Here is a 20,181-nt window from a genome sequence, read left to right on the forward strand (position 1 = left end):
CTCGTCGAGCGCTTCTGGTCTTGGCTTCATTGGCAGCGTCGTCTCGTCGTCCGCTGGGAGTACTATACCGAGAACTTCCTCGGCTTCGTCCAGCTCGCTTCAATCTGCATCTTGCTCAAACAGTTTTGAGATAGGTTCTAGTCAAGCGCGTCCGGCACGACTACCGCCGTACCGGCTCCCACAGTTTGTACCCTGCCAATGGCGGCCAACACACCGGGCTGCGGCTTGGTGTCGGCCGATACTTGACAGGCGCGTACTACTATGAAATGCTCAGGTAATCCGTGGCGCACATTCCGTGAGCCCGGGATCGACACTCCATTCGAGTCTTGTCAGGCGGGGACGGCGGCGCCTCCCTGAGACCGCTGTGCTCCATGCCTGGGCGAAAGGAGGTGACCGACAGAGGAAACGGCGCAAAGGCTGATCGAAACGGACCGACCGCAATACACCTACACGCAACGGGAGGGCGACACTCCGATGAACAGGACCCTTTTGGCGTGCCTCACCGCCACCATGATACTGCAGATGCCTGGCGTCTCCGCCGCGACAACCGAGGAAGGCGAGAAGAAGGTCTTTGAGGAACTGTCCGCGCTGATTCCGAAAGACCGGATGGTCTCGGTCGACGACCTCTACAAGAAGTGGCTGGAAGTCCAGGAGAAGAAGAGCAAGGCCATCATCATCGATATCCGCACGCATGACGAGTTCGACAATGGCCACTTGCTCGGGTCGAACAATGTCGATTCGGGCCATGCGTACACGGTTCCCAAGACCTGGCCGGACGCTGAGACCGAGATCTGGGTTCTCTGCCGCACCAAGCACCGCGCGACGTACTTCGGTTCCTTCCTGTATCGCTATGGCTACAAGAACGTCTTCGTCGTGGACGGCGGGATCGCCGCCTGGGCGGAGAAGGGATACCCCCTCGTCAGCGAGTACCTCGGCGAGATCAAGGTCATCAAGTACAACAAGCAGCTCAAGGAAGAATACCAGGTTCGTCAGGGACACTGAGGCCGAGCATCCCTCGGCCTGCTGCCAACACGGGCGCCCTCCGGTGGAACCGGGGGCGCCCCCTCCTCCGGGATTCGCCAATTGACGGACATGAAAATCTCCTCTTGACATACTGTTTCTGTGTACAGTATTCTATGTACAGCACATTATGAACAGGAGCTGAGTGCCATGGCCAAGGGACTGACGAAGCGACAGGAGGAGATACTCGATTTCATCGTGGAGCGCGTCCGCGACGAGGGGTTCCCGCCGACGCTCAAGGAGATGGCGGAGCGCTTCGGCCTCGCCTCGCCGAACGCGGCGCGCGATCACGTCCTCGCGCTCGAGCGCAAGGGGTTCCTCAAGCGCACTGGCGAGAAGTCCCGGGCGCTCAGCGTCGTCCCCTCGCTGCGCGCGGCCGCGGCCGCGACGGCGCCGCGGGGCTGGCCGCTCGTCGGGGTGGTCCCCGCCGGCTCCCCGGTCCTCGCCGAGGAGAACTTCGAGGGCTACGTCGACCTCAACGAACTCTTCGGCGGGGGCGAGGGCACGTTCCTGCTGCGCGTGCGCGGCGAGAGCATGATCGGCGCGGGCATCAACGACGGTGACATCGTCGTCGTGCGCAACCAGGAACGGGTGGCCTCCGGCGACATCGGCGTCGCGGTCGTCGGCGGCGAGGCGACCGTGAAGCGCCTCTTCCACGAAGACGGGACGTGGCGGCTGCAGCCGGAGAATCCGGCGATGGACCCGATCCGGGTCTGGGAGGGCGACCCGGAATTCCGGGTCGCCGGCAAGGTCATCGGCGTCGTCCGACGCTTCTAGGGAGGTCCGTCATGAACGGCACGCGCACCGACGAGTTCTGCACCATCGAGCGAACATCCGCGCGCACCCGTCTGCTGGTGCGCCATGCGCCCGCCCTCTTGCCGGGGCCGCTCACCGCTGCGCGGGAGCGCTCCCGCGCCCTGGACTCTCTGGCGCGTGAGGTCGCCGCCCGGCTCAACGAGGCGCGGCTGCCGCGACGGCGCGGAGCGCTGGGACGCGCGGCCGCCGCGGCGTGGCTGCCCCGCCTGGCCTTCGGGCACAAGTAGCGTCTTCGCCGATCCCTCTCCGGGCGGTGACGCCGTGCTGCGCTGGATCGCGCACCTCGACATGGACTGCTTCTTCGTGTCGGTGGAGCGTCTTCTGGATCCGTCCCTGGCCGGCAGGCCCGTCGTGGTCGGCGGCGATCCGGGCGGGCGCGGCGTCGTGGCATCCGCGTCCTACGAGGCGCGACGCTTCGGCGTACGCTCCGCCATGGCCTCGCGGCACGCGAAGCAGCTCTGCCCGCACCTGATCTTCGTTCCCGGCCATCACCGGCTCTACGGGGAGCACCACCGGAAGGTGCGCACGATCCTCGAGCGCTGGGCCCCGGTGGTCGAGGCGGCGTCGATCGACGAGTTCTACCTCGACTTCACCGGGTGCAACCTGATCTACGATGGCGGCGTCTTCCCGCTGCTGCGGCGCATCCGCGCCCGGATCGCCGACGAGCTGGGGTTGCCCTCGTCCGCGGGTCTCGCCGGGAACAGGCTGGTGGCGAAGATCGGCTCGCGCCTCGCGAAGCCAGCCGGGGTGGCGTGGATCCCGCACGGCGCGGAAGCCGACATCCTGGCTCCGCTGCCGGTACGGGCGCTCCCGGGCGTCGGCCCGGTCACCGCCGCCGCGCTGCAGCGCCTGGGCGTCACCAGCATCGGCCAGCTGGCGTCCATGCCGGCCAATGCCCTCGCCGCGGCGCTCGGCTCCTGGGGGCCGGACCTGGCCCGCAGGGCGCGTGGCGAATCGGATTCGCCGGTCGGCGAGGGCGGCGAGCGCAAGAGCGTCGGCCACGAAACGACGTTCGACGAGGACACGGCCGACCCCGTGCTTCTCGAAGCCACACTGTGCCGGCTGGTCGGCAAGGCGGCGCACCGTCTGCGCCGGACAGGCATGAAGGCCGGGGGCATCACGGTCAAGGTGCGCTACGCCGACTTCCGCACGGTGACCCGCAGCCGCGCGCTGCCCGCCGGATCCGACCGCGACGGCGACCTGCTCGCCGCGGCGCGCGAGCTGCTGCTCGGCGCTGCCGGCGCGCGCGTGCGAGTGCGGCTGATCGGCATCTCCCTCGAGCGCCTGCGCTCTTCGGGCGAGCAGCTCGGCCTGTTTGGCGCGGCGCGCGACGCGCGACGCGCGGCGCTCTACCCGGCGGTCGACCGCCTGCGCGAGAAGTACGGGTTCGGCGCGCTCGAGCTGGCCACGTCGAGTCTGCATGGGCGCGGCAACGGCGGCATCATTTGAGCTCCGAGAGGATGATCTCCGCGATCCCGGCGTAGTCGCCGCCGAAGTGGTGCCCGCCCTTGAGCGTCACGGCGCGTCCCTGCCCGGGCGCGAGGGAGGCACACGGTGAGTCCCGGGTCTCCTGCGCGTCCAGGCAGAGCACCCGCAACGCGCCGAGCTTGCCGATCTCCGGCAGGACGGGGAGGTCGTCCTTGCCGCCGCGATCCGAGACCCACTCAAGAATGTGGAACTCGAACTGCGCCGAGCGCGCAGGCCCCAGCAGCGCCACGAGGCGCACACGGGCGGCGAGATCCCCCGGCAGCCGGCTGGCGATGAAGGGCAGCACGTCCGCACCGAAGGAGTAGCCGATCAGGAGCACCTTCTCGCGGCGCCACGCCGCCAGGTAGTGTCGCAGGATCCGCTCCGCGTCGGCCGCCGCCGCGTCGGGGCTCTTCGCGCTCCAGAAGTACTGCAGCGTGTCGAGCCCGACCACGGGGACGCCCCGGCGGGCGAGGACGGCGGCCAGCTCGCGGTCGAGGCCGGCCCAGCCGCCGTCGCCGCTGACCATGAGCGCCAGCGTGTCCCCGGGGTCCGCGCTCGGCACCTCGACCAGCGGCAGCCCCGCGACCGATGCGCGCGTCATCTCCTTCGGCTCGGCCGACGCCAGCGGCGCCGGGGACGCGGCGGGTTCCGCGGCCGCGACCAGCCGCGCGAACGCCTCCCTGAACTGCGGCATCCAGTTGCGCGGCACCGAGAAGCCGTGCCCCACCTTGGGCAGCAGGACGATCGAGGCGCGGCCGACCTTGCGGACGTAGGCTTCCGTTGCCGCGGGCTCGCAGACCTGGTCGATGGTCCCCTGAAGGGCGATCCAGGGTGTCGCGAGCCCCGCCGACGGCCCGAACCAGTAGGTGTGCTTGCTGTCGGGCCCCTTCCACGCGAGGCCCCCGGCGCCCCTGCAGAGCGGCTTCGCCAGCTGCAGGTCCGGGCAGAATCCGAGGCTGACCCCGCCCTGGAACGTGCCGGCCGGGGCCTGCACGAGCACGGCGTAGACGAGCGTCGCACCGGAGGAGTACCCGACGAGGACCGGGGGCACGTAACGCGGGAAGCCGCGCCTCTTCTGCACGAACTTGCTCAGCGCCTCGAAGTCCGCCGCGGGGTAGGAGCAGGCTCCATCGCCCTGGGCGAGGTTCTTCAGGTAACGCGTGATGTCGATCCCCACGACCAGCGCGTCCAGGCCCGCGAGCTCGCGCGCCATGTCCACCACGCCGAGGTTCCAGCCCCCGTCGCCGGAGATGAAGAGCACGACTCGCGACGGGACGGGCGCCCGGCTGTAAAGCACGACCGGGCCGAAGCGGCCGTAGTGCACGGTCTCCTCCGCGGCCAGCGCGGGCGCCGCGCACAGCAGCAGCGCGCCGAGGACGGCACACGCCTTTCTCATGCGTGGCATTCTCCCTCGTCGCCCCGTATGATTCAATCGTCGGCCACCGGGTCTTCCCCGGAGTGCGCGCCATGGATGACCACGACACTGATGCGGGCGATCGGCCGCGGACCTGGTCCGTACCGCCCACGGTCTGGGCGCTGCTCGGCCTCGCGCTCTTCGGCGTCGCGATCGCCGTGCTTCTCCACGCGCTGCGCGCCTACCACCTCCACGACATCGCCGCCGCCGTGCGCGCCATTCCCGGCCCGCGCCTCGCCGCGGCCGCGCTGCTGACCTGCGCGAGCTACGCGGTGCTCACCGGCTACGACGTCCTCGCGTTCCGCTACCTGCGCAACCGCCTCGCCTACCGGCGCGTCGCCCTGGCGTCGTTCCTCAGCTACGCTTTCGCGAACAACACGGGCAGCCTCTCGCTGATCGCGGGCAGCGGCCTGCGCTACCGCTTCTACGCCGGCTGGGGACTCTCCGCGGCCGAGATCGCCAGGGTGATCGCCTTCTGCACGGTCTCCTTCTGGCTCGGCTTTCTCTCGCTCTCGGGCGCGCTCTTCCTCGCCGCGCCCTTCGCGATTCCGGCCGCGCTGCACCTGCCCGCCGCGACCACCCGCCCGCTGGGCGCGCTCTTCCTGCTCTTCCCCGCCGCCTACCTCGCCGCAAACGCCTTCTCCCGCTCACCCCTGCGGATTCGCGGTCGCGAACTCGCCCTCCCCGGCCCCGGCCTGGCCGCGGCGCAGCTCGTCCTCGCCTCGGCCGACTGGGCGCTCGCGGGCTGGATCCTCTACCTGCTCCTGCCGCCCGGTGCCGACCCCGGTGCGGCCCGTTTCCTCGGCTGTTACCTGCTCGCGCAGCTCGCGGGGCTGGCGAGCAACGTGCCCGGAGGCCTCGGCGTCTTCGAGTCGGCGATGCTCCTGCTGCTGGCACCGCCGCTGCCGGCATCGGCGCTCTTCGGCGCGCTCCTCGCCTATCGCGTCCTCTACTACCTGGCGCCGCTGGCGGTCGCCGGCGCCGTCCTCATCGCCCGCGAGAAGCCGTGGGCGGCCGCGTCCGTGCGCCGCACCGCGCACGCGCTGGGCCGCGTCGTCCCCGGCCTCGTCCCGGAGGTCTTCGCGCTGGCGGCCTTCACGGCCGGCGCGGTCCTGCTCTTCTCCGGCTCGCTGCCGGCGGAAGCCGGACGCTTCTCCCTGCTGCAGGAGATGCTGCCGCTGCCCCTGCTGGAGCTCTCGCACTTCCTCGGCAGCCTCGCCGGCGCGGGCCTGCTCGTGCTCGGGCGCGGCCTGCAGCGCCGGCTCGACGCCGCGTGGATCCTCACCGTGACGCTGCTCGCCGTCGGCGTCGCGGCATCGCTCCTCAAGGGCCTCGACTACGAGGAGGCGCTGGCGCTGGCGCTCATGCTCGCCGCCCTGGCGCCGTGCCGCGCGCGCTTCTACCGCCGCGGCTCGCTGCTGGCCGAGCCGTTCTCGGCCGGCTGGGTGGTCGCCGTGGCGGGCGTGGTGGTCGCGGCGCTCTGGCTCGTGCTCTTCTCCTACAAGCACGTGGAGTACGCGAACAACCTCTGGTGGCAGTTCGCGGTAGTGGGCCACGCGCCGCGCTCGATGCGCGCGCTCGTCGGCGCCTCCTCCCTGCTGCTGGTGTTCGCCGCACACCGGCTGCTCCACCCTGCGCCGCACCGGCCGGCGCTGCCCGGCCCCGGAGAGCTGGAGCGCGCGGCGGCAATCGCCCGCGCCAGCCCGCGCACCGCCGGCTTCCTGGCGCTCCTCGGCGACAAGGCGCTCCTGTTCAGCCGCAGCGGCGCGGCGTTCCTCATGTTCGGGGTGCAGGGGCGCAGCTGGGTGGCGCTGGGCGACGTCGTCGGCCCCGCCGGGGAGGCGGCGGAGCTCCTGTGGGCGTTCCGGGACCTCGCCGACCGCCACGACGGCCGGCCGGTCTTCTACGAGGTGGGAGCGGAGCTGCTGCCGCTGTGCCTCGACCTCGGGCTGCGGCCGCTGAAGATCGGCGAGGAGGCGCGCGTGCCGCTCCCGGACTTCTCGCTCGAGGGCGGGGCGCACAAGGGGCTGCGGCACGCGCACCACCGCGCGGCGGCCGCCGGGTGCGTGTTCGAGGTGGTGCCGGCCGAAACCGTCCCCGCGCTGCTGCCCGAGATGCGAAGGGTGTCGGACGAGTGGCTCGCCGGCAGGAACACCCGCGAGAAGGGCTTCTCGCTCGGTTCGTTCCGCGACGAGTACCTGCGGCGCTTTCCCGCGGCGCTCGTCCGCCGCGCCGGGCAGCTCGTCGCCTTCGCGAACATCTGGCCGGGCGGCGGCAGGGAGGAGCTGTCGATCGACCTGATGCGGCACGCCGCGGAAGCGCCGCCGGGCGTCATGGACTACCTCTTTGTCGAGTTGCTGCTCTGGGGCCGGGCCGCAGGCTACCGGTGGTTCAACTTCGGCATGGCGCCGCTCTCCGGGCTCGAGGACCGCAGCCTGGCGCCGCTCTGGAACAAGGTCGGCGCGTTCATCTACCTGCACGGCGGGCCGTTCTACAACTTCGTCGGGCTGCGCGCGTACAAGGAGAAGTTCGGGCCCGTCTGGAGCCCGCGCTACCTTGCGATCCACGGGGGCCTGAGCGCGCCGCGCGCCCTCGCCGACATCGCGGTGCTCGTCTCGGGCGGGGCCCGCGGCGTCGTCGCCAAGTGAGGCGCGCGGGGCGCTTTCCGTTTCGGGTCATTGCCGGGGGCGAACCGCGATCGCCCGGCCATTGGTGACATCACCCCATCGCAATTTTCCGGCGATCCCCTAGCTTCAGCGTGCGGAGGCCGGCGGGACCGGTGCTCCTCGGCTGCGAGGCGTCCCGCGCGGGGTTTCCGGAACCCGTTGAAGAAGGAGGCACGAAGATGTCCATTTCACGGCAACGTTGCACCGCAGTGCTCGCGACTGCGTTCGCGGCCGCTGCGCTGGCCCTGGCTACGCCGGCGCCCGTCCCCGCGGCTCCGAATGTTTACCAGATGCAGCCGCTCGTCTCGGACGTGTCCGGCCGCGCGCCGAACCTCGACCCGAACCTCGTCAATGCCTGGGGGCTGGCCTTCAACCCGTTCGGCTACGCCTGGGTGGCGGACAACGGCATGGGTTTCGCCACCTTGTACGACGGCGACGGCCACCCGCAGCCGCTCGTCGTGACGATCCCCGGCGGCAGCCCGACGGGCGTCGTCTTCAACGGCTCCGAGCAGTTCGTCGTCTCCGCCAACGCCCTCAGCGGACCCGCGCACTTCCTGTTTGCGACCGAAAACGGCACGATCGCCGGCTGGTCGCCCACTGTCGACGCCGCCAACGCCGTGCAGGTCGTGGACAGCGCGGCGGCCGGCGCGGTCTACAAGGGGCTGGCCATGGGCGCCAACGGCACGGAGGTCCTCCTCTACGCGACCGACTTCCACAACGGGCGGGTCGACGTCTTCAACGGGAGCTTCCAGCCGGTGGCGCTCGCCGGGACGTTCTCCGACCCGACGATCCCGGGTGGTTTCGCGCCGTTCGGGATCCAGAACATCCTCGGCAACCTCTACGTGACCTACGCCAGGCAGGACGCGGCACGGCACGACGACGTGGCCGGGCCCGGCCTGGGCTTCGTGAACGTCTTCGACACGAACGGGCGGCTGGTCCGCCGCTTCGCCCGGCGCGGCCAGCTGAACTCCCCGTGGGGACTGGCGCTGGCGCCGGCGGACTTTGGAAGGTTCAGCAACTGCCTGCTCGTCGGCAACTTCGGGGACGGGACCATCAACGCCTTCGACCCGGTGACCCGCACCTTCCGCGGCAAGCTGCGCACGGGTATGGGCAAGGCGCTGAAGATCGACGGCCTCTGGGGCCTCGCCTTCGGCAACGGGCTGGAGGGCCAGCCGGTGAACACGCTGTACTTCACCGCGGGACCGTCGCACGAGGCGCACGGACTCTACGGGCGGATCGTGAAGTAGCGCGCCGCGTCGCGGCCGGCCAGGACGAGCGGCCGATTACATAGGAGGGCGGGTTCCGGCGACGGGCCCGCCCTTCGCCTCGCGCGCCCCGGCGCGCGCAACACCACAAAGACCGCGCGCGGCGCGGCTCCAGGCCCTATATTCCGCTTGTCGCGCCGCTCATTTTCGGGCCCGTCCGGCGTCCGGAGACGGCGCAGCTCCAGGGAGGAGGAACGAAGATGCACCAGACATCTCGATCGCTCAGAACCGTTCTCGCCGCACTCCTGTCGGGCCTGATCTGCGCGACGGCCGGCGCGGCCGCCGAGCCCGCGACCTACCGGGTGCTCGCCGTCAACGACCTCGGTATGCACTGCTACGACTCCGACTTCGCGGTGTTCTCGATCCTGCCGTTGTTCAATACCGTCCGCGCGCAGGTGCTGCGGGTCGGGCCGGCGCCGACGCTGATCGGGTCGGGCGCCGCGACGTTCCGCTACAAGGCGCAGGCCGACGCCAGGGGCTCGATCAACACCACGAGCGTCGGCAAGACCAACTTCTGGACCTATCTGTCGCCGCTCTACGGGGTCAGCCGGCAGCCCGACGTGGGAATCCTCGGGGAGCGCATGCCGGGGCGGCTCAACGTGGCGCGGCCGTTCAACGAGTACGACGCCGCCTCCAGGACCTTCGTCGCCCACGGCATCCCGATCACCGCGATCGACGACGCCCGCCGGCGCAACCCCTACAACCTGATGCGGATCACCGCGTACAGCCGCGCCACGGGCCTGCCGCTGGCGTCCCTGCCCACGGTGCTGCCCGCCTCGGACGAGATGGCCTGCGGGAACTGCCACCTCACCGGCAGGCAGGCGGCCGTGGACCCGGCGGTCACCTGGAGCACGGACCTCAGCCCCACGCGCCAATACAAGAAGAACATCCTCCTGCTGCACGACCTGCGGATGGGAACGGGCCTCTATGCGAGCCAGCCGGTGCTCTGTGACCGCTGCCACTATTCGCTGGCGCTCGATCTGGCCGGCACGGGGCCGACCGGGGACCAGGTAGGCAAGCCGTACCTCTCGCGCGCGGTGCACAGCTTCCACGGGACGCGGATCCCCCAGGACCCGAGCGGCACCGGCACCTGTTTTCTCTGCCACCCCGGCCGCACGACCCAGTGCCTGCGCGGCGCCATGAGCACGGCCGGCATCGGCTGCGTCGGCTGTCACGGCACGATGACCGCGGTCGGGCTCGACACGCGCTCGCCGTGGGCGCAGGAGCCTCGGTGCGACTCCTGTCACACCGGGGATGCGCTGGCGAACTTCGACGGCAGCATCATCCGGCGCACCGCCTACTCTGACAGTCCGGACGTCGCCACGCCGATCGTGGCGACCAACACCCGGTTCGCGGTGCCGCCCGCCTCCCTCTACCGCATGAGCCAGGGGCACGGCGGCGTGGCCTGCGCCGGCTGCCACGGCAGCCCGCACGCCGAGTGGCCGAGCCGCGAGGCCAATGACAACCGCGCCGCCCTGGCCCTCCAGGGACACCGCGGGCAGATCGTCGAGTGCGGGACCTGCCACGGGACGGGGCTCTCCCTGACCCTCGCCGGCCCCCACGGGATGCACAACGTCAACAGCCAGGCGTGGGTCAACGGTCACGAGGCCATCGCGCCGGCCAACCTGGACGCTTGCAGGGCCTGCCACGGGGCCAGCGGCGAGGGAACCGTCATCTCCCGGGCCCAGGCCGAACGCACCTTCGTCGTGGAGGACGTCGGGACCGTGCGCATCTACCGGGGCACGAAGATCGGCTGCGGCAACTGCCACGCCAACCCGCTTCTCGGCGGGGGCGCCTGATCCACCCGTAGGACGGTCCGCGCCGGCGCGGACGGCGAGAGCTCGTGCGGCTCCCCGCCCGCGCCGGCGGCCGAACCGAAAGAGACTCTACTTGCCGGCGGAGGCGACGAAAGAGGCGAGGTGGTCCATGAGGCGCTTTGCCTCGACGGGCACGACCATCGGCTTGCCGGCGACAACCTCGGCGGCGCTGGCGAAGCCCTTGCCGTAGTACGCCTCGTCCGAAGCCTCGTCGATCCGCAGGGCTGCGCCGTCGATGGCGAGACCGGCGAAGAAGCCGCGGCTCCGCGAGTAGGAATAGATCTCCGCCTTCAGCTGGACGTCGGTCGCGGCCTGCGCCTCCCTGCCCACAGGGCCCGCGGCGATGCTGGCGTTCGCGCCGAGCGTGAACTTCCCCTTCAGGATCCCCTCGACGCTGCGGGCGTGCTTGAAGATGAGGACCACGTCGGTGGACTCGGCGCCCGCCTGCCAGCCGATGCTTCCCCCGGCGATGCTCACGAACACCGGCGGGGCCCAGCCGCCGTCCTTCCCGCGGACGAGCAGAACGCCGGCGCCGTATTCGCCGCCGACGACGAACCCCGCCTTGAGGACGCCGGGAATGATCGCGACCCCGGCGGCGTCCTTCACGAGCGCGGGCGCGAGCCCCTTCTCGGGTATCGTGGTGATGTCCTTGAGGACTGCGATCGAGTCCTCGACCTTCCCCGCGGGCGAGGCCGCCGCGGGCGCCGGGGCGAGGGCAAGACCTGCGATGAGGGCCACAAGCATCGACACAACGATCCAGCGTTTCACGTTCGTTCCCTCCTTCTGCGGACTTCCGTTGCACTGGTCCCCTCGCCGGTGACGGCGGAACGAGAGACAGTTCCTCCCGCGCTGGAGCGCCTGTCGAGGGGGGTGATCAGCCTGCCTGTCGGGAAGATAGGGCCCGGGACGCCGCGTTTCAACCGCCCACTCCCCCGGGGGGCGACGAAGCGTTGACGGGGCACCGTGCGGGAACCATATTCCCAGCAATCCCCGCGACGGCACCGCTGGTGCCCGACGCCGCGCGCCACACTCGAGCGAAGAAGGAGTCCGCCAATGAAACTCACGTTCACCAGAAGCATCGTCCCTCTCTGCGTCGGGGCCGCAGGCGCGGTCCTGCTGGTTTTCGCGTGCCATGCCGCGGATGGCGTCGCACCGGCCCAGCCGCAGCCCCCGCCGCCGAGCGCCGAGGCGACGGCGCCCGCGCGTGCCCTTGGCGACGCGCTCGCCGCGGTCGCCGAGTACGTCAGACCCGCGGTCGTCAGCGTCTACTCCGAGAAGATCCTCAAGGTCAGACAGCCGGACTTCGGCCTCCCGTTCGATGACGAATTCCTTCGCCGCTTCTTCGGCGAGCAGGGCCCCTCGCCGCACGGCGGGGGCCGCGAGTTCAAGGTCCCGCAGCGCGGCATGGGCTCGGGCATGATCATCGACCGCGAGGGGCACATCCTGACCAACAACCACGTGGTCGCGGATGTCGACGAGCTGAAGGTGCAGCTTGCGGACAAGCGGCAGTTCGTCGCGAAGGTCGTCTCGGTCGACCCCAAGACGGACGTCGCCGTGATCCGCCTCCAGGGGCCGCTGCCCGCAAACCTGCCCACGGTGCAGCTCGGCGACTCGGACGCGCTGCGCGTGGGCGAGCTGGTGATGGCAATCGGCGCACCGTTCGGCCTGACGCAGACGGTGACCTCCGGGATCATCAGCGCCCGCGGCCGCTCGGATGTCGGCGTCGCCAGTTACGAGGACTTCCTGCAGACCGACACCGCGATCAACCCGGGCAACTCCGGCGGTCCGCTGGTCAACATGCGCGGCGAGGTCATCGGCATGAACAGCGCGATCGCCGGCAGCGCCGGTCAGTTCGCCGGCGTCGGCTTCGCCATCCCGGCCAACATGATCAAGACCATCCTGCCCACGCTGACGCGCGGCGGCAGGGTCACCCGAGGCCAGATCGGCGTGGTCATCCAGGACCTCTCCAAGGACCTTGCCGAGCAGTTCGGCCTCGGCGACACCGCCGGGGCGCTGGTCTCGCAGGTCGTGAAAGGCTCGCCCGCCGAGCGCGGCGGCGTGGAGGTCGGCGACGTCATCGTGCGCGTCGACGGCAGGCCGGTCACCGACACGAGGAGCCTGCGCAACACGGTGGCCGCGACCGCGCCGGGGACCCGGATCAAGCTCGAGGTGCTGCGGGGGAAGCGCGAGCACACCCTCTCGGTCACGGTGGAGGCGCAGCCGGCCGAGGCGACCGCGAGCGCCTCGCGCCCCGGCGAGAAGGGCGAGGACCCGCTCGACAAGCTCGGGCTCGAAGTCCAGACCCTCACGGCGGAAATGGCGCAGCAGCTCGGTCTCAAGGACACCCGGGGCGTGCTCGTCACCGACGTCGCGGAGGGAAGTCCCGCCGCGCAGGCGAACCTGCAGCAGGGAGACGTGATCATCGAGGCGAACCGCACGAGGGTCGCGGACGTCGAGGCGCTGCGCCGGCTGCTCCGGGGGGAGCCAGGCAAGGGGATCCTCCTGCTGATCCACCGGCAGGGGACGAGCGTGTTCGTGGTGCTGCGCCAGCCCTAGGGCGACGGCGTCTGGCTCGCGGGGCGCAGGCCGAACAGGTCGCGCGCCGCGAGCAGCACGCCGGCGAGGAAACAGAGGCCGGCGGCGCCGACCACGCCGAGCCAGAGGCGCATGTACCCCTGCGCCGTCATGAAGCCGAGGCCGAGCACCCGCTCGATGTAGCTCTGCAGCACCCCCGCCACCCCGAACCCCAGGCCCATGACCAGCATGGAGATGCACATCGTCCAGAAGGCGACCCGGCCGCGGCGCTCGTCGAGGCGCTCGATGCCCCGCAGCCGCGCCAGCGCGAAGTAGAACATGGTGAGGTTGAGCAGGGCGTAGGCGCCGAAGAAGGCGAGGTGGCCGTGGGACGCGGTGACCTGCGAGCCGTGGGTGTAGCGGTTGATCTGCGGCAGCGTGTGCAGGAAGCCGAAGACGCCGGCGCCGACGAAGTGGAAGACCGCGCACCCGACCGCGTAGGTCCACAGCAGCGGCTCGCCCGTTTCCCGCCGCCGCTCCCGGGCCGCGCGCAGCGCGTCGACCACCATCAGCAGGATCGGCGCCGGCTCGAGCGCCGAGAAGATGCCTCCCCACCAGAGCCAGTAGCGCGGGGCGCCGATCCAGTAGTAGTGATGGCCGGTGCCGACGATCCCCGTGAAGAGGACGAGCCCGATCTCGATGTACAGCCACTTCTCGATGCGGGCGCGCTCCACGCCGCTGAGCCGCAGCAGGACGAAGGCCATGAGCGCGCCGGCGACGAGCTCCCACGCCCCCTCGACCCAGAGGTGGATCACCCACCACCAGTAGTACCAGTCCACGATCTCGTTGCGGAAGACCGGCAGGGCGAAGAGGTAGAGCAGCGCGAGGAACACGAGCCCCGCGAGCAGCGTCCCCTGGATCGCCGTCCAGCGGCGGGCCCGGATCATCGTCAGCGCCACGTTCGCGAGGAACAGCAGCGCCGCCACGACCACCACCGCGCTCAACGGGCGTGGCATCTCCAGCAGAGGGCGCCCCTTCGTCCAGCCGAAGAGAAAGCCGGCGATCGCCGCGACGCCCGCGCCCAGCAGCAGCACCAGCTGCACGAGCGCCACCCGCTCGGAGAAGATCTCGGAACGCGTCTCCTCCGGGACCACGAAGTACGTCCCGCCCATGAAGCCGAGGAGCATCCAGAGAACCAGGAGGTTCGTGTGGATCTCCCGCGCCGTGGCGAACGGGAAGACGTCCACCAGCCCCTGGGGCAGGGAAACGACGTAGTTGGAGACGAGCCACAGGCCGACGACGACCTGGAGCACGAACAGCGGCAGCGCGGCACGCACGTACCAGCCGGCGATCCGCTGCGACCGGAACTCAAGGGTGGCGGCCATCACTTCAGGCCCGCGAGGAAGGCCGCGATCCGCTCCAGGTCGGCGTCCGCAACGGCCGCCGCGCTCTGCGCCGGCATCATGGCCTGTGGGTTCACGGCCTTCGGGTTGCGCACGTAGTGCTCGATCTGCTCGACGGTCAGCATGCGGCCGATCATGTCGAACGGTGGGCCGAACGTGCCGCCGCGGCCGTGCAGCGAGTGGCACCCCAGGCAGGGCTGGCCGCGCAGGACGTCTTCGCCCGCCGGCGCCGCCACCGGCCCGGTCGCGGAAACCTTGCGGGCGACGCTGTCCTGCGGCGGCCAGTCATTGTTCTCCACACCTCCGACCCAGTCCAGGAACGCGACGATCTCGTCGATCTCGGAATCGGCCAGCCGCTGGCGCGGCATCTTGCGCCAGGAGGCGGCCAGCGCGACGCCGGGGTCTTTGAGGCGGTAGCGAATGCCGTCGGCGCCGACCCGGCGCACGGCGCGCGTGAGGTCCGGCGCGTAGTAGCCGCCGAAGCCGAGGATCGTGTGGCAGTCGTTGCAGTTGCGCCGCTCGAACACGCGCTTCCCGGCGACGGCCCGCCCGTCGAGCCGGTCCGCGTGCGTCAGCGCGCCGACGTGCCGGTGGAAATCCGCGGTGAGCGCGAGGAAGACGACCGCCGACGCGACCGTGCCGAGGATGCATGCCCAGAACGCTCCGCGCGTCCCCATCGTTCCTCCGTTTCGGCGCTAGCGTTCCTTCGTGACGCTCAGCGGCCCGGAGCCCGCGGCCATGATCGTCGCCATCCCGCCCATGATGGCGAGGTTCTTCATGAAGTTGATGTACTGCCCCTGGACCTGCGCCGGGTCGATGCCCCAGAAGCGGTGGAAGACGAGGGTCACCGGGATCAGCCAGACGAAGTAGACGAGCGCGGTCAGGCGCGCGTAGATGCCGAGCAGCAGCATCAGGCCGCCGGCGGCCTCGATGAGGATCGTCAGCGCGAGGAGGACCTCGGGCGCCGGCAGGCCCTTGCCGCCCATCATCTGCGCCGTCCCCGCGAAACTGCCCATCTTGCTGATGCCCGAGAGGATGAAGATCGCGCTGATGAGGATCCGCCCGAGCAGGAACAGGTACGGCTGCGCCTTGTCGAAGAGCCGGTTCATTTCCTACACCTCCGCGAAGACCCCGTGCGAGGCGCCGTCACGGCGCTGCTCTGAAAGTTATCCCGGAAACCGGTCCTGTCAACTGCGGCCGCGGCGCACCGTGACCTCGAGCGGGAAGACCAGCGACGCGCCGAACCAGCCGATGGTGCCGACCAGGGGCATCAGCGCCAGCAGTCCCGCGAGGTAGAGGATGCCGGCGCCCCCCCCCGAGCGCAGCAGCGCCGGGTTCGACCAGCGCCACGCGAAGAGCGCGCCGGCGAGGACGAGCGCCGTGTACGAGAGAGCGATCTTGATGCGGACGGCGCGCAGCGGCCGTGCGCCGTAGTTCAGCCACCACGTGAGGTGGCCGAAGAGGACCGCGACCGGCGTGAAGAGCAGGCCGCCCGCGAGGCAGGAGAACCCCGTCTGCTCGAAGGCCGCGTCGCCCGTGAGCAGCGAGAGGACGCTGAACGCCCCGGCCGAGAGCAGGAAGACGATCGGGAAGTGCACGGTCATCGGGTGGGGGTGGCGCCGGAGGAACGGGACCCGCTCCAGCAGCCGCGCCAGGGGCCGCGGCACGCGCGGGCCGACCGGCTCCGCCGCCGCGAACGTGCCGACCCGCGGCACGCGCTCCAGCATTTCCAGCCCGTGCGGCGCGGCGGCGATCTCCGCCGTCAGGTCGGCGCCGGCGCGGTGCCTCCCCATGTGCATTCCGCCGCGCCAGCGCGCGCTGGCGCTCACGTCGTAGACGCTGCCGCCGTGCGCGACCCACGCCGGCCGGCCCTCCCGTCCGTCGTTCGCGGCAAGCTCTCCGGCACCGACCTCCCGCGCGGGCTCCTGCGGGGCGCCGCTCACAGAAGCCGGCCCAGCAGGACGAGGGCAAGCATCGCCAGCGGGTAGGAGCTCGCGCGGTTGAAGAGCGCCGCCGCCTGCGCGGGCGAGCGCTGCCGCAGAAGCCGCGCGCCCGGGAGCAGCAGGAACCAGAGGCCCGCCGCCGCGCCCGCCGCCGTCCACACGACCGGGGCGGAGGACGTCCCCGCGGTCCCGCCCAGCAAGAGCGCGCCCCCGGCGGTCGCGAGAGCCAGCGCCGTCAGCGCGAGCCAGGCCGCGCCGGCCGCGCCGAACCGGACGGGTATCGTCCGCGCGCCGAAGGCCGCGTCGCCGTCCAGGTCCACCCAGTCCGCGGGGACGTTCTGCCCGCCGATCTCCCAGCAGAACACCCAGAGGAAGAAGAGGGCCAGGAAGCCGGGAGGCGGCTGAGGGTCCACGGCGAACGCCGCGGCGACCCCGCCGAGGGTCTTCACCACGCCGCTGACGAGCACCCGCAGCCAGCTCACCGTGAGCAGCCGGCAGTAGAGCGCCTCCAGCGCGCAGCCGATGAGGAAGATCCCGGCGCACACCGGGTTGAGCCGCCACGCCCCGACGATGGCCACGAGACCCCAGCCGCCCGCCCAGAGCGCGGCGGCGCGCACGCTCAGCAACCCCTGGGCGAGCGGGTGGCGCACGCCGACGGCGTCGAGATAATCGCCCTCGACCCCGCCGCCCGCCCAGCGCATCTTCTCGCGGTCCGCGGCGCAGTCCACCAGGTCGTTGAGGGCGTAGACGCTGAGGTACGCCGCCCCCGCCGTCAGCAGGCCGAGCAGCGAGACCGACAGCGGCGGCAGGGCGCCCCCGAGACAGAGGATGGCGCCGAGGGCGGGCGTGGCCACGTCGAGGAGGGCGTGCGCGGCGCGCGAGAGCGCCAGCAGCAACCTGACGCGCGCGCCGGCGGAGACCGCGGGGGCGACGGCGTACCCGGATGACGCCGTGCTAGGAGCCATAGCCTCCCCCCGAAGCGCCGACCTTCCCGCGGAACACCTGCACCTGGTAGAGATTGTACGCGAGCATCACCGGCAACAGCAGCACGGTCGCCACCAGCATGAAGCGCAGCGTCTTGGGCGAGGCCGCGGCCATGTCCACGGTGTCGAACGGCGGGATCATGTAGGGGTAGAGGGCGGCGGAGCCCCCCGCGAAAACGGCGAGCACCAGCACCGCGCCCGCCGCAAAGGGCGCCACCTCGCTGCGGCGCTCGCGCAGGGTCCACTGGAGCGCGGCGAACGCGACGAGCGCCAGCAGCGGAAAGACCGCGACGCCCGCGAGCTGCGGCCCCCAGCTCCATTTCCCCGCCACGTGCGGGTAGCGCGCGGCGAGCAACGCGTTCACGGCCGCGGCCGCGGCGAGCACCAGCCACGAGGCGATGCGCGCCTGCCGGTACGCGCGCTCCTGCACGTCGCCGGCGGTCTTGTAGACGAGGAAGGCCGCGCCGAGCAGCACGTAGCCGCAGCCGACGCCGACGGCGACCAGCAGCGCCAGCGGCGAGAACCAGTCCCACGCCCCGCCAACGAAGCGCCCGCCCTGCACCGGCAGACCGCCGAGCAGGCCGCCGAGCGCGAGGCCCTCGCCCGCGGCTGCCGCGGTGCTCGCCGCCGCGAACACGCGCCCCCACGGCGCCTTCTCGGCCGCCTGCGCGCGGAACTCGAAGGCCACGGCGCGGGCGATGAGCCCGAAGAGCATGAGCAGGAGCGGGAGGTACAGCGCGGTGAGGACCACGCCGTAGAAGCGGGGAAAGGCGCCGAAGAGCATGCCGCCGAGCACGACCAGCCAGGTCTGGTTGGGCACCCAGACGTGTTCGAGACTGTCCATCATGAGCGCGCGCCGGCGCGGCCCCGCGGCGAGGGCCAGCAGGCCCACGCCGAGGCCGAAGCCGTCGAGGACGACCGCGAGCACGAGCAGGAACGCGATGATCAGCAGCCAGAGGTCGGCGAGCGGGATTCCCACGACGCCTCCTACTCCCGGCCCCGCGCCCGCGGCGCCGGCGGCTCCTCGAAGCGCGGCCCGGCGGCGACCATCCGCCGCGCGAAGAAGACGAAGGCCGCGAGCAGCGCCGCGTAGGCGGCCGCGAAGCCGAGAATCGACGCCCCCACCGCGCCCGCCGCGACGGGCGAGGCCGCATCCGTCGTGCGCAGCAGCCCGTAGATCACCCACGGCTGCCGCCCGATCTCACGGGTCATCCAGCCGGTCTCCACCGCCACGTAGCCCAGCGGCCCCGCCGCCATCCAGCCGCGCAGGAGCCAGGGGTGGGCGCCGACGCGGTCCGGCCGCAGCCCGCCGCGGTGCCACGCCCACGCCGTCCAGAGAGCGAGCGCCGCGAAGGCGAAGCCGATGCCCGTCATGACGCGGAAGCAGTAGTACGGGACGACGATCGGCGGCCGGTCCGCCGCGGGGATGTCCCGCAGCCCCTGCACGCGGCCCGTCGCGCTGTGCGTCAGCAGCAGGCTCAGTCCCGAGGGGATCTCCAGCGCCCAGGCGTTGCGCTCCCGCTGCGGGTCCGGCCAGGCGACGAGGGACCACGGCGCGCCGGTGCCGGGCGCATTCGTGACCCAGTGCGCCTCGATGCCCGCGAGCTTCGCGGGCTGGTGCTCGAACACCGTGCGGCCGGAGCCGTCGCCGAGAAGCACCTGCAGCGGCGCGATCACGAGGGCCGCCGCGAATGCCAGCTTGAGCGAGCGCAGGAAGAACTCCGGGTGACGTCCCCGGCGCAGGTACCAGGCGCTGAGTCCGCCGACCACGAAGGCCGTCGTCTCGAGGCTGGCGACCCACATGTGCGCGACGCCCCAGTGCATGTCCGGGTTGAAGATGGCGTCCACGTGGCTCGTGAGGACGAAACGGCCGTCCTCGAAGTGGCCGCCGGTGGGCGTGTGCATCCAGGAGTTCGCCACGAGGATCCAGAACGCCGAGAGCGAGGCGCCGAGAGCGACCATCGCCGTGGCCAGCAGGTGGCCCGCGCGCGAGACGCGATCCCAGCCGAAGGCCATGATGCCGATGAACGCTGCCTCGAGCATGAAGGCCATTGCCGCCTCGAAGCCCAGCATGTGGCCGAAGAAGTCGCCGCCGGCGACGGAGAACGGGCCCCAGTTCGTGCCGAACTGGAACTCCAGGGGGATGCCGGTGGCCACGCCGACGGCGACGTTCAGGAGAAAGAGCCGCCCCCAGAAGCGGGCGTGGTGGTAGTAGGCCTTGTCGCCGGTCCTGAGCCAGAGCGCCTCGAGCACCAGCAGGAAGATGCTCAGGCCCACGGTGAGCGTCGGCCAGAGGATGTGGAACATCGCCGTCAGCGAGAACTGCAGGCGCGAGAGGGTGACGGCGTCGACGCCCGTCATGATCGCCCGCCTTCCTAGGCGCCCGGGGCATCCCCGCCCCGCGCGCCGCCGCGGTCCCTCAGACCCGACCAGGTGCGCCGGTTCACGAGGAAGAGCAGCGCGGCGAGCGCGGCGAGGTAGACGAGGACGCCGGCGCCGATCCTGCGCCTCTCGGCGGCGTGGGGGTCCGCGGCGAACAGGAGATAGGCCGCGACGTCGGCCGCCTTGCGCCGCAGATCCGGGTCGTCCCCGGCGAACGGGGCCGGCATCGCGATGCCCGGGGAGACGCGGTTCTTCTCCGGCGCGTCCACGTACGCCGACAGCAGCGCCGCGATGTACGCCGCACCCTGCCCCTCGCGCCCCCGGGCCAGCGCCATGAGCGAGAGGTCCGGGGGGACCTTGCCGAAGGCGGCGCGCGCATCGCTCTCGGCAAGCGGCGCGCGCTCGCCGAGGTAGCGCAGCCCGTGGCAGGAGCGGCAGACCTGCGCGAAGACCTCCCGGCCGCGGGCGACCGCCGCCGCGCCGGCGGG

18 protein-coding genes are annotated in these 20,181 nt (G+C 71.5%); 8 read left to right on the top strand and 10 right to left on the bottom strand.

Features of this window, described 5'->3' with window-relative positions; genetic code table 11:
- The first annotated feature begins 474 nt into the window (after positions 1-474).
- The 4 genes from VI078_03245 (at position 475) to dinB (ending at position 3,285) form a co-directional block, all read left to right on the top strand.
- Positions 475-1,002 carry a rhodanese-like domain-containing protein gene (locus VI078_03245; GenBank protein HEY5998299.1) on the top strand — a complete coding sequence of 176 codons (528 nt, stop codon included), beginning with the start codon at positions 475-477 and terminating at the stop codon, positions 1,000-1,002.
- Positions 1,003-1,170: 168 nt separating this feature from the next.
- On the top strand, positions 1,171-1,797 hold the full coding sequence (gene lexA, locus VI078_03250; GenBank protein ID HEY5998300.1) for a transcriptional repressor LexA: 627 nt from the start codon (positions 1,171-1,173) through the stop codon (positions 1,795-1,797).
- Between the two features lie 11 nt (positions 1,798-1,808).
- Positions 1,809-2,063, top strand: coding sequence for a hypothetical protein (locus VI078_03255; protein ID HEY5998301.1), 255 nt, complete (start codon positions 1,809-1,811; stop codon positions 2,061-2,063).
- Positions 2,064-2,097: 34 nt separating this feature from the next.
- Positions 2,098-3,285 carry a DNA polymerase IV gene (gene dinB / locus VI078_03260; protein ID HEY5998302.1) on the top strand — a complete coding sequence of 396 codons (1,188 nt, stop codon included), beginning with the start codon at positions 2,098-2,100 and terminating at the stop codon, positions 3,283-3,285.
- On the opposite strand, the gene VI078_03265 is transcribed toward dinB, so the two are convergent.
- A complete protein-coding gene (locus VI078_03265) occupies positions 3,278-4,702 on the bottom strand; it encodes an AcvB/VirJ family lysyl-phosphatidylglycerol hydrolase (protein HEY5998303.1) in 1,425 nt (474 codons plus the stop codon). The genes dinB and VI078_03265 overlap by 8 nt on opposite strands.
- Positions 4,703-4,773: 71 nt before the next feature.
- Between VI078_03265 and mprF the strand changes: the two genes are divergently transcribed.
- From mprF to VI078_03280, 3 genes are all read left to right on the top strand, one after another.
- Entirely contained in the window at positions 4,774-7,368 is a 2,595-nt protein-coding gene (gene mprF / locus VI078_03270; protein ID HEY5998304.1) for a bifunctional lysylphosphatidylglycerol flippase/synthetase MprF, read from the top strand.
- 308 nt (positions 7,369-7,676) lie between these two features.
- Entirely contained in the window at positions 7,677-8,633 is a 957-nt protein-coding gene (locus tag VI078_03275; GenBank protein ID HEY5998305.1) for a TIGR03118 family protein, read from the top strand.
- Positions 8,634-8,851: 218 nt separating this feature from the next.
- Complete coding sequence (locus VI078_03280; protein HEY5998306.1) at positions 8,852-10,450, top strand: cytochrome C; 1,599 nt, start codon at positions 8,852-8,854, stop codon at positions 10,448-10,450.
- An 87-nt stretch (positions 10,451-10,537) separates the two neighbouring features.
- On the opposite strand, the gene VI078_03285 is transcribed toward VI078_03280, so the two are convergent.
- Complete coding sequence (locus tag VI078_03285) at positions 10,538-11,236, bottom strand: lipid-binding SYLF domain-containing protein (protein ID HEY5998307.1); 699 nt, start codon at positions 11,234-11,236, stop codon at positions 10,538-10,540.
- Between the two features lie 285 nt (positions 11,237-11,521).
- Here VI078_03285 and VI078_03290 point away from each other — a divergent pair, with 285 nt between their 5' ends.
- Positions 11,522-13,024, top strand: a complete 1,503-nt coding sequence (locus VI078_03290) for a DegQ family serine endoprotease (GenBank protein HEY5998308.1) — start codon at positions 11,522-11,524, stop codon at positions 13,022-13,024.
- On the opposite strand, the gene VI078_03295 is transcribed toward VI078_03290, so the two are convergent.
- The 8 genes from VI078_03295 to VI078_03330 form a co-directional block, all read right to left on the bottom strand.
- A complete protein-coding gene (locus VI078_03295) occupies positions 13,021-14,367 on the bottom strand; it encodes a cbb3-type cytochrome c oxidase subunit I (GenBank protein HEY5998309.1) in 1,347 nt (448 codons plus the stop codon). The genes VI078_03290 and VI078_03295 overlap by 4 nt on opposite strands.
- Positions 14,367-15,062 carry a c-type cytochrome gene (locus VI078_03300; protein HEY5998310.1) on the bottom strand — a complete coding sequence of 232 codons (696 nt, stop codon included), beginning with the start codon at positions 15,060-15,062 and terminating at the stop codon, positions 14,367-14,369. Before VI078_03300 ends, VI078_03295 begins: the two co-directional genes overlap by 1 nt.
- Before the next feature lie 18 nt (positions 15,063-15,080).
- Positions 15,081-15,494 carry a DoxX family protein gene (locus VI078_03305; protein HEY5998311.1) on the bottom strand — a complete coding sequence of 138 codons (414 nt, stop codon included), beginning with the start codon at positions 15,492-15,494 and terminating at the stop codon, positions 15,081-15,083.
- 78 nt (positions 15,495-15,572) lie between these two features.
- Positions 15,573-16,328, bottom strand: a complete 756-nt coding sequence (locus tag VI078_03310) for a DUF2231 domain-containing protein (GenBank protein ID HEY5998312.1) — start codon at positions 16,326-16,328, stop codon at positions 15,573-15,575.
- Positions 16,325-17,293: a UbiA family prenyltransferase gene (locus VI078_03315; protein ID HEY5998313.1), complete on the bottom strand. Its 969-nt coding sequence runs from the start codon at positions 17,291-17,293 to the stop codon at positions 16,325-16,327. Before VI078_03315 ends, VI078_03310 begins: the two co-directional genes overlap by 4 nt.
- Positions 17,283-18,290 carry a cytochrome d ubiquinol oxidase subunit II gene (locus VI078_03320; GenBank protein HEY5998314.1) on the bottom strand — a complete coding sequence of 336 codons (1,008 nt, stop codon included), beginning with the start codon at positions 18,288-18,290 and terminating at the stop codon, positions 17,283-17,285. The genes VI078_03315 and VI078_03320 overlap by 11 nt, the downstream gene beginning before the upstream one ends.
- An 8-nt stretch (positions 18,291-18,298) precedes the next feature.
- Entirely contained in the window at positions 18,299-19,672 is a 1,374-nt protein-coding gene (locus VI078_03325; protein ID HEY5998315.1) for a cytochrome ubiquinol oxidase subunit I, read from the bottom strand.
- 14 nt (positions 19,673-19,686) lie between these two features.
- Positions 19,687-20,181 (bottom strand): cytochrome c1 (locus VI078_03330; protein ID HEY5998316.1); only part of this gene is annotated, 495 nt, incomplete at its 5' end.

The organism is bacterium (assembly GCA_036524115.1).
GTDB lineage: Bacteria > JAUVQV01 > JAUVQV01 > JAUVQV01 > DATDCY01 > DATDCY01.